The following is a 13,149-nucleotide window of genomic DNA, read 5'->3' as shown; positions in this document are numbered from 1 at the left end:
GCACCGCATTGCTCAGGTCACGCGTACGCGTGGCGGCGGGCGGGTAGGCAAGCGGACGTGACAGGATGCGGCGTGCCTCCGTTCAGCGCCGCACCCCCCGGTGGCCTCCCGCCCTACGTCGCGGATCTGCACATCCACTCGAAGTACTCGCGCGCGTGCAGCCGTGACCTGACCTTGCCGAACCTCGGCTGGTGGGCCCGGCGCAAGGGCATCGGGGTGCTCGGCACCGGCGACTTCACCCATCCCGCCTGGTACGACCACCTGCGCGAGACGCTGCACCCGGCCGAGCCCGGCCTCTACCGGCTGTCGCCGGAGGCGGAACGGGACATCGCCCGGCGGCTCCCGCCCCGGCTGGCCAGCGAGGCGGAGGCGGACCCGGTCCGGTTCATGCTGAGCGTGGAGATCTCCACCATCTACAAGCGGGACGACCGGACCCGCAAGGTGCATCACCTGATCTACCTGCCGGACCTGGACGCGGTGGGGCGCTTCAACACCGCGCTGGGCCGGATCGGCAACCTCGGCTCGGACGGCCGGCCGATCCTCGGGCTGGACTCCCGCGACCTGCTGGAGATCACGCTGGAGGCCAGCGCGGACGGCTACCTGGTGCCGGCGCACATCTGGACGCCGTGGTTCTCCGCGCTCGGCTCGAAGTCCGGCTTCGACGCGATCGCCGACTGCTACGCCGACCTGGCCGAGCACATCTTCGCGGTGGAGACCGGGCTCTCCTCCGACCCGGAGATGAACTGGCGGGTCGGCAGCCTGGACCGCTACCAGTTGGTGTCGAACTCGGACGCGCACTCGCCGCCGGCGCTGGCCCGGGAGGCGACCGTGCTCACCGCGTCGCGCGACTACTTCGCGATCCGCGAGGCGCTGCGCACCGGGGACGGGCTGGCCGGCACCGTCGAGTTCTTCCCGGAGGAGGGCAAGTACCACGCCGACGGGCACCGGCTCTGCGGGGTGAACTGGTCGCCGGAGCGGACCCGCGAGGCGGGCGGGCGTTGCCCGGAGTGCGGCAAGCCGCTGACCGTCGGTGTGCTCAGCCGGGTCGAGGCGCTCGCCGACCGGCCGGCGGGGCACCGGCCCGCGCACGCCCGCGAGGTAACCCACCTGGTGCCGCTGGCCGAGATCCTGGGTGAGCTGAACCGGGTGGGCGCGCGGTCGAAGAAGGTCGCGGGCAAGCTCAACGAGCTGGTCGCGGCGCTCGGCCCGGAGTTGGAGATCCTGACCCGTACGCCGGTGGAGGAGATCGGCCGGGTCGGCGGCGAGCTGCTCGCGGAGGGTATCGACCGGCTGCGCCGCGGCGAGGTGCGCCGGGTGCCGGGTTACGACGGTGAGTACGGGGTGATCACGCTGTTCGATCCGGCGGAACTGGGCGCTCCGGGTGGCGGGGGCGGGCAGGACGCGCTCTTCGACGTACCCGTGCCCGCGCAGCGGCGGCCGACGGAGCCGACGCCGAAGCCGAAGGCCAGGCGCCCGGCGGAGGCGCGGCCGGAGCCGAAGCGGAAGCCGCCCGCGCCTCCGCTCGCACCGCCGCCCTCACCGCACGAGCCGTTCGAGCCGATGCTGGCCGGCATGGAGGAGGTCGGCACCGGCCTGCTGGACCGGCTGGACGCGATGCAGCGGGTGGCGGCGTCGGCGCCGGGCGGTCCGCTGCTGATCGTGGCCGGCCCGGGCACCGGCAAGACCCGCACGCTGACCCACCGGATCGCCTACCTGTGCGCGGAGTTGAACGTCTTTCCGGACCAGTGCCTGGCGATCACGTTCACCCGCCGGGCGGCCGAGGAGCTGCGGCACCGCCTGGACGGGCTGCTCGGGCCGGTCGCCGAGGACGTCACGGTGGGCACGTTCCACGCGCTCGGGTTGACAGTGCTGCGGGAGAACGCGGCGGCGGCCGGGCTGCCGGCGGACTTCCGGATCGCCGACGACGCCGACCGGGCGGCGGCCCGCGCGGAGGCCGGCGACGACGACGAGCGGTACGTGGCGCTGCTGCGCAAGCGGGACCTGGTCGACCTGGACGAGCTGCTCACCCTGCCGGTGGCGCTGCTGAAGGGCGACCGGAAGCTGGTCCGGGACTACCGGGAGCGGTGGAAGTGGATCTTCGTCGACGAGTACCAGGACGTCGACGCGGTCCAGTACGAGCTGCTGCGGCTGCTCAGCCCCGCCGACGGCAACCTGTGCGCGATCGGCGACCCGGATCAGGCGATCTACTCGTTCCGGGGTGCGGACGTCGGCTACTTCCTGCGCTTCTCGCAGGACTTCACCGACGCCCGGCTGGTCCGGCTGAACCGCAACTACCGCTCCTCGGCGCCGATCCTGGCCGCCGCCGTGCAGGCGATCGCGCCGTCGTCGCTGGTCCGGGGTCGCCGCCTGGATCCGGCCCGGCTCGATCCGGAGGCCCCGCTGGTCGGCCGGTACGCCGCGACCACGGTCTCCGACGAGGCCGACTTCGTGGCCCGCACCGTCGACGAACTGGTCGGCGGCCTGTCCCACCGGTCGTTCGACTCCGGCCGGGTCGACGGGCGGACGACCTCGCTCTCCTTCTCCGACATCGCCGTGCTCTACCGCACCGACTCCCAGGCCGCGCCGATCGTGGACGCGCTGGCCCGGGCGAACATCCCGGTGCAGAAGCGCTCGCACGACCGGCTGCGCGACCGTCCCGGTGTCGCCGCCATCGCCCGCGAGCTGCGCCACGCCGGCCTCGACGGCTCCCTGACCTCCCGGGTACGCGAAGCCGGGCGGATCCTGGCGGAGCGCTTCGCCGTGCCGACGCTCGACGGCTCCGGCACGGTACGCCCCGAGGACGTCCGCACGGCAGTGGACCTGCTCACCCCGCTGGCCCGGCGCTGCGCCGACGACCTCGGGTCCTTCCTCAGCCAGCTCGCCACCGGCGCCGAGGTGGACGCGCTCGACCCGCGCGCCGAGGCGGTCACGCTGCTCACCCTGCACGCGGCCAAGGGCCTGGAGTTCCCGGTGGTCTTCCTGGTCGGCGCCGAGGACGGCCTGTTGCCGCTGCGCTGGCCCGGCACCGAGCCGGACGAGGACACGGTGGCCGAGGAGCGTCGACTCTTCTTCGTCGGGCTGACCCGGGCGCAGGACCGGCTCTACGTCAGCCACACCGCCCGCCGCAGCCGGCACGGCACGGAACGGGAGACCCGCCCGACACCGTTCCTCGACGTGATCGACCCGGCCCTGTTCGACCGGCTGGGCGCCGCCGAACCCCGCCGCCCCCGCGATCACCAGCTCCGCCTGATGTGAAAGGCGGGGCCCCTTCTTAACGCCTACGGTAGAGAGGGGGCCCCTTCTCACCGCCGGTGCGGCGGCAACCGGCGGTGCGGCGGCAACCGGCGGCGCGGCGGCAACCGGCGGCGCGGCGGTGCGGCAGCGGGTCAGGTGAGGACGGCGGCCAGCCAGGCGCCGGCGAGGATCGCCGGGCCGAACGGCAGCGGAGTGTCCCGGCGGATCCGGCCGGCGACGAGCAGCGCGAGCACCGCCGCCCCGGCGAGCACGTGCGGGAGGACCAGCCCGAGTCGGAGCGCCGGCCACCCGAGCCAACCCAGCGGGAGCCCGAGCGCGGTGCCGAGCTTCACGTCACCGAAGCCGAGCCGGGCACCCGGCAGCAGCGCGAGCAGCACGTATCCGCCCAGGGACAGGCCGGCACCGGCCAGGGCGGTACCGGCGCGGCCCGGTTCGCCGGCGAGCAGGGCGGCCCCGGTCAGGCCCAGCCCGCCGAGCGCCACCACGCCGACAAGCGGATCGGGCAGCCGCAGCGCGAACAGGTCGGTCACCACGAGCACCAGGCCGGCCGCCGCGACCAGCAGGAGGGCCGGCAGCGCGGGTTCGGTGCCGTGCGCGGCGGCCAGCCCGCCGAACACCAGCGCCCCGACCACCGCGCCGCCACAGGACACCCCGGCCACGGCGCCGACGCAGGACACCCCGGCCACGGCACGGACGCAGGGCACCCCGGTCGCCGGGCCGTCGAGGGGTGCCGGAGCGTCGTCGGGAGGCACGCCGACGGCGTGCCGGCCGAGCGGCACCGCGACCAGGCCGGCGAGCGCACCGAGGAGCGTCGCCCCCGCCACCCACGCCGTCGACACGGCCGGGACGCTACCGCCCGGCCGGGCCTCGGACCGTCCCGTTCCCGGCTGCCGGCGCGGTCCGGCGTGGACGTTCGGTGCTGACCACCACCGCCACCCCGGCCACGATCACCGCGCCACCGAGCAGCACCTGGGCGGTGACCGGCTCGGCGACGAGCAGGGCGCCGAGCGCCACCGCGACCGCCGGGTTCACGTACGCGTAGGTGGAGACCAGGGAGATCGGCGCGTGGGCGAGCAACCAGACGTAAGCGGTGAAGGCGATCAGCGAACCGGCGACCATCAGGTACGCGAGTGCCAGCCAGGACCGCCCGGTCACCTCGGCGGGGTCGAAGTCGCGCAGCTCACCGCGGACGGCCGCGATCACGCTGAGCGCCAGCGCGCCGGCCACCATCTCGTAGACGGTCGCCACGAACGGATCGGCGGGCATCCGGATCCGGCCGGCCAGGTAGGAGCCGACGGACCAGCTGACCGCGCCCGCGACGACGGTCAGCGCGCCGGCCAGCGGCACACCGTCGACGCCGTCGCGGGGCAGCACGAGCAGGACGAGACCGGCGAAGCCGAGCCCCACGCCGACGAAGGTCCACGGGCGGGGCCGGTCCCCACCGGCGGTGCGAAGCACCACCACCAGGAGCGGGACGGTGGCGACCAGCAACGCGGCGACGCCGGAGGGCACCGCGTCGCCGGGCGGGCCGGACTCGGCGACCACCACCAGCCCGTTGCCGCCGGCCAGCAGCAGCACCCCGACCAGCGCGGCCGAGCCGAGGCGACGGGGCGGCACGCGCAGCGACCCGGGCCCGCGACGCAGCCTCAGCACCAACGCGAGCACCACGGCGGCGGCGGCGAACCGCATCGCGGCGGAGGTGAGCGGCGGCAGGGACTCGACCGCAACCCGGATGCCCAGGTAGGTCGAGCCCCAGAACAGGTAGACCAGGGCCAGGGCGGTCCAGATCAGGGCGGTGCGGGCCGGCGGCGCCGGGGATCCGGTGGCGTCCGTCGCACTCGTGGGGCGTGAGCTCATCGGTGGACCACGCTACGGTGACCACGGCGTCGGCGTTGCCCCTTGGTGGCCGGCCTCTCAGCACTGGCGTACGCAGGAGGCGTTCATGTCGAACTTCGGACCACCGGGCGGCGGCGCACCCGAGCCCTGGGGAGCACGGCGTCCCGCCGATGGCTACGCCCCCGACCCGGCCCCGGGCGGACCGCAGTACGGCGGCCCACCCCAGCAGTACGGCCCACCGCAGCAGTACGGGCCGGCGCCGGAGTGGACCGAGGCCCCGCCGCAGCAGGGCTACCCGGCCGGTCCGGGTTACCCGGCCGGACCACCGGCCTACGACCCGGAACAGCCGCCCTACCAGGCGGGGCCGCCGGCGTACGACGCCGGGCAGCAGCAGTACCAGCCGTACGCCGGGGGGCCGCCGCCGTACCTCGCCGGGCCGGCGCCCTACGACGAGCCGACGCCACCGAAGCGTGGCCGGGGCCCGCTGCTGGTGGTGGTGATCGTGCTGGCGGTGCTGCTGTTGGGCGGCGCCGGGGCCTACTGGCTGCTCGGCCGGGACTCGGAGAGCCCGACGGCCGGGACGACGGCCGCCACCGCGCCGGCGGCGGGTCCGACGGCGGCGGCGCCGAGCGACGAGGCGGAGGCGACGCCCACGGCGGCGGCTCCGGCCTCCTCCACCGATCCGCGCTTCGTCAAGGCGGGTCAGTGCGTGGCGAACGAGGGCGGCAGTGGCCAGCCGAAGCTGGTGATCGCCGACTGCGCCCCGAAGACCTACGAGGTGCTGCGCCGGATCGACGGCGCGACCAGCGGCAAGAAGGACGCCGAGGCGAAGTGCGGCAAGGTGGCCGGCTACACCGACTGGTACTTCTTCGACAGTGAGCTGGACACGCTCGACTTCGTGCTCTGCCTGAAGCGCCGATAGCCGGTAGGAGAAACTAGGGCTGTCTAGCATCCACGCTAGACAGCCCTAGTTTCATCTCGACGCCGACACGCGGTAGCCGCCTCTACGCACGTCTAGCCTGGCCGCTAGAGAAGCCGATACTGTGCGATTCGTGGATCCCGTCCGCAACCCGTACGCCCCAGGCGCCGGCCAGCGCCCGCCCGAACTCGCCGGGCGGGGGCGGGAGCTGGACGTGTTCGACGTGGTGCTGGAACGCATCGCCCGCGGCCGGCCGGAACGCAGCCTGATGCTCACCGGGCTACGCGGGGTGGGCAAGACGGTCCTGCTCAACACGCTCCGCTCGGAGGCGATCAACCACCTCTGGGGCACCGGCAAGATCGAGGCCCGGCCGGACCAGTCGCTGCGCCGGCCGGTCGCCGCCGCGCTGCACATGGCGGTCCGGGAACTGGCCCCGCGACACCGCGCGCCGGACCGGATCGACGGCTTCCTCGGCGTGCTCAAGGCGTTCGCGCAGCGCTCCGCGCCGACCGGGCGGGGCGGTGCGGCGCCGAAACTGCGCGACCGGTGGCAGCCCGGCATCGACGTGCCGGCAGCCAGCGGCCGGGCCGACTCGGGCGACATCGAGATCGACCTGGTCGAGCTGCTCAGCGACGCGGCGGCGGTCGCCACCGACGTGGGCACCGGCATCGCGATCTTCATCGACGAGATGCAGGACGTCGGCGCGGAGGACGTCTCCGCGCTCTGCGCCGCGTGCCACGAGCTGTCCCAGCTCGGCGCGCCGCTGATCGTGGTGGGCGCCGGCCTGCCGCACCTGCCGGCGGTGCTCAGCGCCGCCAAGTCGTACTCCGAGCGGCTCTACCGCTACCAGCGGATCGACCGGCTGGACCGGATCGCCGCCGACCAGGCGCTCTGCGCGCCGGCCGAGCGGGAGGAGGTCGAGTACGAGCAGAAGGCGCTCGACCTGCTCTACGAGAAGTCCGGCGGCTATCCCTACTTCGTCCAGGCGTACGGGAAGGCGACCTGGGACCACGCGCCCCGCTCGCCGATCACGGCGGCGGACGTCCGGGTCGCCGCGCCGGAGGCGGAGGCGGAGCTGGCGGTGGGTTTCTTCGGCTCCCGGTTCGAGCGGGCCACTCCCGCCGAACGCGAGTACATGCGCGCCATGGCGACGTTGGCGCTGGTGGACGGCGAGGAGGGCGCGCGTGACGACATGGACGCCGCGGTGCCCACCGCCGAGATCGCCCGGGCGCTCGGCCGCAAGCCGGCCAGCCTCTCCCCGGCCCGGGACGCGTTGATCAAAAAGGGGCTGATCTATTCCGGTGAGCGCGGCACCGTGGCGTTCACCGTGCCGCATTTCGGCCGCTACCTGCGCACCCAGCCCGCCTGAGCACCGCTGGGTCAGACCCGCGCCCAGGGCGGCGGGAAGAGCACCTCACCGGCCGGGGGCGGCGGTTCCTCGCCGACCGACGGCGGCAGCACCAGCGCCTGCCACGGCTCGCCCAGCCCGGACCAGGGGCTGGTCAACCCCAACCGGTCCGCCGGCCCGAAGCCGAACCGCCGGTAGTACGCCGGGTCGCCCAGCACCACCACCAGCCGTTCGCCCAGCTCGGTGGCGGCGTCGAGGGCCGCCTGCACCACGGCGGCCCCGTGCCCGACGCGTTGCCGGTGCGGGGCCACCGCCACCGGCCCGAGCACCAGCGCCGGCCAGCCGCCGCCGTCGGTGCGCACCCGCACGCGGGTGAGGAGCGCGAAGCCCACCACCTCGCCGCCGTACTCGGCGACCATGGCCAGTTCCGGGATCCACGCGGCGCTGTGCCGCAGCTCCTCGACGAGGCCCACCTCCGGCGGGGTGGCCACGTCGGGTCGGGCGAACGCGGCGGCGAGCACCCGGGCCACGGGTGCCTCGTCCGCCGGGCCCTCCGGGCGTAGTCGCAGCGTCGTCACCCGCGCGACCTTACCGAACAGGGCCGGTCCATCCGCGACGGTCGCTGAAATCGATGCCGAACGGACGTCGATACCTTTCGGGTGTTGCAGGGGTGACGAAGCCCGGGACGGGGTAAGACTGGAACCATGAAGCCCGTGCGCTCCCTCGCCCGAACCATGTTGAGCGGCATCTTCGTGGTCAGCGGCGCCCGCAACCTGCGCAATCCGGAACGCCTGGTGCCCGCCGCGAAGCCGGTCACCGACCGGGTCACCCCGCTGATCCAGAACCTGCACCCGCGCATCCCGACCGACACCGAGACGCTGATCCGGGCCAACGCCGCCACGCAACTCGTCGGCGGCCTGATGCTGGCCACCGGCCGGTTCAGCCGGCCGGCCGCGCTCGTGCTCGCCGGCACCCTGCTGCCGACGACCGCCGCCGGCCATCCCTTCTGGAACGACGACGACCCGGCCGCGCGCAACAACAACCAGATCCACTTCCTGAAGAACCTCGGCCTCCTCGGCGGGCTCCTCCTCGCCGCCGCGGACACCGAGGGTCGGCCAGGGCTGCGCTGGCGCGCCGGCCACCGGATCGACCACTCCCGTCGGTCGGTCAAGCGGGCGGTCCGCACCGCCCGCCGGGAAGCGAAGATCGCCGTACGCTCCGCGGCGACCGCGCGCCGGATGCCCGGCTGACCTGTACCTCCACGGCCACCACCCCCGCAAGGCCACCAATCACCTGAACCGTCCGAGACCCGTTAACGCGGTGGAAATGTCGCAAACACGTGTGGGATCGGACACGGTCGCGTAACGCGGGAGGCAGCATCGTGAGGCACCGTTCTAGGCTCCGTTCCGGACCTGGACGGGCACGACGACCTTGGTACGGGGGTGGCCACGCCATGCCGACGACAGTCGGTAGACGGACCAACCGCCTCGCACCGGCCCCCCGCGTCGTCCTCGGGGTCGACCAACGGATCGCCGTCCGCATCGGCGTCCTGGCGGCCGTCTCGTATGCCGCCTGGCTCGCCATCGGCGCCTTCGGCCGTCCGTACAACTTCTTCGACATGAAGATCTACCACGGCGCGGTGGTGTGGTGGGCGAGCGGCAACGAGCTGTACGACTTCGTCGCACCCTCGACGACCCTCGGTTTCACCTACCCGCCCTTCGCCGGGCTGCTCATGCTGCCGATGGCGTGGCTACCGGTGGACGCCGCCGGGTCCGTCAACGCGCTCGCCAGCATCGGTGCGCTCGCCGTGGTGCTGGCGGCTCTGCTGCGCCCGATAGTGGACCGGCTCGGCTGGTCGCTCTGGTTCACGGTCGGCATCGCCACGCCGCTGGCCGTGGCGATCGAGCCGTCCCGGGAGACGCTCGGCTACGGCCAGGTCAACCTGCTGCTCTTCGCGCTGATCATGGCGGACCTGGTGGGCCTGCGCTGGCGGGCCAGGCGCGGCACCCACCACGAGACCGCCGAGACGCCACTGGCCCGCTTCGTCTACGGCGGCGCCTGGGCGGGCGTCGGCATCGGCCTCGCCACCGCCGTCAAGCTCACCCCGGCGCTGTTCATCGGTTACCTGATGCTCACCCGGCAGTGGCGTGCCGCCTGGATCGCGGTCGCCACCGCGGTCGGCGTCACGCTCGCGACGTTCGGCGCGGTCGGCGCGGAGTCCCGCACCTACTTCACCGACGTGCTGTGGCAGACCGAGCGGGTCGGCGCCGCCGACATGACCGCCAACCAGTCCCTCGCCGGCCTGCTGGCCCGGCTCTACGACTCGATCGAGACGCCCGGGCTGCTCTGGCTCGCCTTCTCGGTGCTGGTGCTGGCGCTGGGCCTGTCCCGGGCGATCAGCGCCCGCGCGGACGGCGACGAGTTGACCGCGTTCACGCTCGTCGGGCTCACCGCCAATGTGATCAGCCCGATCTCCTGGTCGCACCACCTGGTCTGGGTGATCCCGGCGATCGTGGTGCTCGCCGACGCCGCGGTGCGCCGCCGCGACGCCAGCCGGGGTCTGCCGCTGCGCGGCGCCGCGCTGCCGGCGACGAACGGCGTACCCGCGTTGCGTCCGCCGATCTGGTATCCCACGCTGACCGGGCTCCGGCACGCGGTCGGCGCGCTCGGGCTCTATCTGCTGTTCCTGGTCTCACCGATCTGGCCGTACGAGCACCAACTTCCCGAGGTGTCCCACTACCAGGACGGCCTGTTCGGCGCGCTGATGGAGAACTCCCTGGCCATCGCGCTGATCGTGCTGGTCGCCGCGTTGCCCTGGCGGCCGGGCGCCGAGCCGGCGTTCTATCCCGACCGGCTGACCCGCACCACCCAGCTCGCCGCCCGGCGCTGAGCGGCGACCCGGCTCAGGGGCAGTTCACCCACTCCTCGGTGCCGTCGTCGAAGACCTGCCGCTTCCAGATCGGCAGCCGCGCCTTGACCTCGTCGACCAACCGCGCGCAGGCCGCGAACGCCGCCGCCCGGTGCGCGGTGCTGACGGCCGCGACCAGCGCCACGTCCCCGATCTCCAGCGGGCCGATCCGGTGCGACACCGCCACCGCGTGGACCGCCGGGTCGGTGGCGATCTCGGCCGCCACCTCGCGCAGCACCGCCTCGGCGCTGGGGTGGCCCTCGTATTCCAGCCTGGTGACCGCCCGCCCGTGGTCGTGGTCGCGGACCACGCCCTGGAAGGAGACCACCGCGCCGGCGCGGCGGTCGGCGACCGCCGCCTCGTGCGCGGCCAGGTCGAGCGGTTGATCGGTGACCGCGCCGAGCACCACACGCGTCCTGACGGTCATGAGCGCTCTCCGGGGGTCAGGGGCAGGGGGACGAGCGGCACCCGGTCACCCGCCGCGCCGCTGGTGCCGGGGCGGATCACCGCGAAGCCGTCCGCGCCGGCCAGGCCGCGCAGCATCGCCGAGCCGACGTGCCGCACCGGGTGGGCGGTGCCGGTGACCCGGTCCCAGCGGGCCAGCGCGAGGTGGGTGTGATCCCCCCGACCGGAGACCGGCTCGGCCAGGGTGACCTGCGGAAGCACCGGCATCGACCGGCCGGTGAGACCGGCCAGCAGCGGGGCGACCAGGGAGACCAGGGCCACCACCGCCGACTGCGGGTTGCCCGGCAGGCCGGCCACGAAGCGCACCCGCCCGTCGCCGTCGACCAGCCGGGCGAGCAACATCGGGAAGCCAGGGCGCACCGCGACGGTGTTGACCACGTAGTCGGCGCCGAGCGCCTCCAGCGTCGGGTGCAGGTGGTCGACCGGGCCGTGCATGGTGCCGCCGGTGGTGCAGACCAGGTCGGCGTTGGCGAGCGCGCCGCGCAGCGCCGCGACGTGCGCGGGCAGGGTGTCGGCGACCGGCCCGACCACGTCGCCGGCGCGCACCTGGCAGCCGTAGCGACGCAGCCAGGCCGGCACCGAGGGGCCGAGCGCGTCGCGTACCCGGCCGGCGCCCGGCGCGCCCGAGGTGAGCAGTTCGTCGCCGAAGACCAGCAGCGCGGCCCGTGGCGCACGGCGGACCCGCAGGGTGTCGTGCCCGCAGGAGGCGGCCAGGCCGATCACCGCCGGGTCGACCGGGGTGCCGGCGGGCAGCAACTCCTCGCCGAGGTGCGCCTCCTCGCCCGGCTCACGCCACTCCGGCTGCGACCGCGGCGTGCCGGCCACCCGACCGTCCGCCGCCCGGGTGGACTCCTCGATCCGCAGGATCTCGGTCGTGCCGGCGGGGACCATCGCGCCGGTGGCGATCTCCACGGTGGTGCCGTCGTCCACCAGCGGGGCGGCGGTGTGCCCCGCCAGCACGCGGCCGACGACCTGCCACGGCCCGGCCCCCCGCACCGCCCAGCCGTCCACGCTGGAGGTGGGGAACGCCGGCAGGTCGGTCCGCGTGGTCAGCGGCTCGGCCAGGGTGTGCCCGTCGGTGTCGGCCAGCGGCCGGGCGACCGCGGGGAGCGCGGCGGAGAGGCCGACCGCGTACACCCGGGCGCGGGCCTCCTCCCACCCGGCCGGCGGGGGCGTGCCCACCTCCGCCGCGGCGGCTTCGGTTTCCGTGCTCATCCGGCGAGCCTAACGCCGGTGCGCGCGGCCCGCGGGCTCAGTGGTCGCCGCCGCGGAGCTGATCGACCGCGTGCCGCAGGATCGGCCCGAGCACGGCCAGCCCGTCCCGCGCGCCGCCGCGCGAGCCGGGCAGGTTGACCACGAGCATCCGGCCGGTCACCCCGGCCCGGCCCCGGGACAGCGCGGCGGTGGGCACCGCGTCGCGGCTGTGCGCCCGGATCGCCTCGGCGATGCCGGGGATCTCGTAGTCGAGCAGGGCGCCGGTCACCTCGGGAGTGCGGTCGGTCGGGGTGACGCCGGTGCCGCCGCTGGTCAGCACCACGTCGACGCCATCGTCACGGGCGGCGCGCAGGGCCGCGCCGACCGGATCGCCGTCGGGCACCACCACCGGCGCGTCGACAGTGCAGCCCAGCTCCCGCAGGCCGGCGACGAGCAGCGGGCCGCTGGTGTCCGCGTAGACCCCGGCGGCGGCGCGGTTGGAAGCCACGATCACCCGGGCGCGGATCACGGCCGGTCCTCCGGCCGGACCCACTCGCCGGTCTTCCCGCCTTCCTTGCGGAGCACCCGGACGGCGTCCACCGACGCGGCCGGGTCAACCGCCTTCACCATGTCGACCAGGGCGAGCCCGGCGACGGCGACCGCGGTGAGCGCCTCCATCTCCACCCCGGTGCGGTCGGCAGTCTTCGCGGTCGCGGTGATCTCCACGGTGTCGGCCGTGAGGTGCAGGTCGACGGTGACGCCGTGCAGGGCGATCGGGTGGCAGAGCGGGATCAGGTCGGGGGTGCGCTTGGCGCCCATGATGCCGGCGAGCCGCCCGACCGCGAGCGCGTCGCCCTTGGGCAGGCCGTCGCGGCGCAGCAGCTCCAGCACCTCGGCGGTGGTGCGGAGCCGGCCGGCGGCGACCGCGAGCCGGCCGGAGACCGGTTTGGCGGAGACGTCGACCATCCGGGCCGCCCCGGCCGGATCGACGTGGGTGAGCTGCGCGGGTTCGGTCACCGCCCGACCCTATCCGCCGGGTACGACGGACGCGCGGCACCGCGCCCGGCGGCCGACCATTCGGACGGAACACGCCCGATTAGCGCCGGTCGACTGGCCTTTTCCATGTTCGCCACCCGATAAGTAATTGTGTCGACTCCGGCCGGTCGGCCTATCTCCCCGGCCTGCGGGTACCCCTGCGTCGGCCCGCATGCCCACCGGGCCCGG

The 13,149-nt window shown here is 74.7% G+C and carries 12 protein-coding genes; 5 read left to right on the top strand and 7 right to left on the bottom strand.

Annotated features, from left to right (window positions below):
* Window positions 1–72 precede the first annotated feature (72 nt).
* A complete protein-coding gene (locus O7618_RS26560; protein WP_278108864.1) occupies window positions 73–3,255 on the top strand; it encodes a UvrD-helicase domain-containing protein in 3,183 nt (1,060 codons plus the stop codon).
* Between the two features lie 131 nt (window positions 3,256–3,386).
* Here the strand turns inward: O7618_RS26560 and O7618_RS26555 are convergent, their stop codons facing one another.
* A complete protein-coding gene (locus O7618_RS26555) occupies window positions 3,387–4,094 on the bottom strand; it encodes an A24 family peptidase (protein WP_278108863.1) in 708 nt (235 codons plus the stop codon).
* A gap of 10 nt (window positions 4,095–4,104) precedes the next feature.
* Window positions 4,105–5,112, bottom strand: a complete 1,008-nt coding sequence (locus O7618_RS26550) for an EamA family transporter (protein ID WP_278108862.1) — start codon at window positions 5,110–5,112, stop codon at window positions 4,105–4,107.
* A gap of 85 nt (window positions 5,113–5,197) precedes the next feature.
* On the opposite strand from O7618_RS26550, the gene O7618_RS26545 reads away from it, so the two are divergent.
* Window positions 5,198–6,013 (top strand): flagellar basal body protein FliL, encoded by an 816-nt coding sequence (locus O7618_RS26545; protein ID WP_278108861.1) that lies wholly within the window; start codon window positions 5,198–5,200, stop codon window positions 6,011–6,013.
* 130 nt (window positions 6,014–6,143) lie between these two features.
* Entirely contained in the window at window positions 6,144–7,379 is a 1,236-nt protein-coding gene (locus tag O7618_RS26540) for an ATP-binding protein (protein ID WP_278108860.1), read from the top strand.
* 11 nt (window positions 7,380–7,390) lie between these two features.
* Here the strand turns inward: O7618_RS26540 and O7618_RS26535 are convergent, their stop codons facing one another.
* Window positions 7,391–7,936, bottom strand: a complete 546-nt coding sequence (locus tag O7618_RS26535) for an N-acetyltransferase (RefSeq protein ID WP_278108859.1) — start codon at window positions 7,934–7,936, stop codon at window positions 7,391–7,393.
* A 126-nt stretch (window positions 7,937–8,062) separates the two neighbouring features.
* Between O7618_RS26535 and O7618_RS26530 the strand changes: the two genes are divergently transcribed.
* Entirely contained in the window at window positions 8,063–8,608 is a 546-nt protein-coding gene (locus tag O7618_RS26530) for a DoxX family protein (protein WP_278108858.1), read from the top strand.
* A gap of 203 nt (window positions 8,609–8,811) precedes the next feature.
* Window positions 8,812–10,248: a glycosyltransferase 87 family protein gene (locus tag O7618_RS26525; protein WP_278108857.1), complete on the top strand. Its 1,437-nt coding sequence runs from the start codon at window positions 8,812–8,814 to the stop codon at window positions 10,246–10,248.
* A gap of 13 nt (window positions 10,249–10,261) precedes the next feature.
* Here the strand turns inward: O7618_RS26525 and O7618_RS26520 are convergent, their stop codons facing one another.
* Genes O7618_RS26520 through moaC form a run of 4 tightly spaced genes read right to left on the bottom strand, consistent with a single transcriptional unit; the run spans window position 10,262 to window position 12,942 of the window.
* Window positions 10,262–10,693 carry a molybdenum cofactor biosynthesis protein MoaE gene (locus O7618_RS26520; protein WP_278108856.1) on the bottom strand — a complete coding sequence of 144 codons (432 nt, stop codon included), beginning with the start codon at window positions 10,691–10,693 and terminating at the stop codon, window positions 10,262–10,264.
* Complete coding sequence (locus O7618_RS26515) at window positions 10,690–11,946, bottom strand: molybdopterin molybdotransferase MoeA (RefSeq protein ID WP_278108855.1); 1,257 nt, start codon at window positions 11,944–11,946, stop codon at window positions 10,690–10,692. The genes O7618_RS26520 and O7618_RS26515 overlap by 4 nt, the downstream gene beginning before the upstream one ends.
* A gap of 37 nt (window positions 11,947–11,983) precedes the next feature.
* On the bottom strand, window positions 11,984–12,454 hold the full coding sequence (locus O7618_RS26510; protein ID WP_278108854.1) for a MogA/MoaB family molybdenum cofactor biosynthesis protein: 471 nt from the start codon (window positions 12,452–12,454) through the stop codon (window positions 11,984–11,986).
* Window positions 12,451–12,942, bottom strand: a complete 492-nt coding sequence (moaC, locus tag O7618_RS26505) for a cyclic pyranopterin monophosphate synthase MoaC (RefSeq protein ID WP_278108853.1) — start codon at window positions 12,940–12,942, stop codon at window positions 12,451–12,453. The genes O7618_RS26510 and moaC overlap by 4 nt, the downstream gene beginning before the upstream one ends.
* Window positions 12,943–13,149: the final 207 nt, after the last annotated feature.

Origin of the sequence: Micromonospora sp. WMMD980, from assembly GCF_029626035.1 — a bacterium.
In the GTDB taxonomy this organism is placed as follows: domain Bacteria; phylum Actinomycetota; class Actinomycetes; order Mycobacteriales; family Micromonosporaceae; genus Micromonospora.
Note: the sequence above shows the minus strand (reverse complement) of the source record. Positions and strands in the feature narration are given on the sequence as shown.

What these genes read in the sequence shown, in the direction of transcription:
- O7618_RS26550 (WP_278108862.1), bottom strand. Translation starts at nt 5,112, where the DNA reads ATGAGCTCACGCCCCACGAGTGCGACGGACGCCACCGGATCCCCGGCG.
- O7618_RS26545 (WP_278108861.1), top strand. Translation starts at nt 5,198, where the DNA reads ATGTCGAACTTCGGACCACCGGGCGGCGGCGCACCCGAGCCCTGGGGA.
- O7618_RS26530 (WP_278108858.1), top strand. Translation starts at nt 8,063, where the DNA reads ATGAAGCCCGTGCGCTCCCTCGCCCGAACCATGTTGAGCGGCATCTTC.
- O7618_RS26525 (WP_278108857.1), top strand. Translation starts at nt 8,812, where the DNA reads ATGCCGACGACAGTCGGTAGACGGACCAACCGCCTCGCACCGGCCCCC.
- O7618_RS26520 (WP_278108856.1), bottom strand. Translation starts at nt 10,693, where the DNA reads ATGACCGTCAGGACGCGTGTGGTGCTCGGCGCGGTCACCGATCAACCG.
- O7618_RS26515 (WP_278108855.1), bottom strand. Translation starts at nt 11,946, where the DNA reads ATGAGCACGGAAACCGAAGCCGCCGCGGCGGAGGTGGGCACGCCCCCG.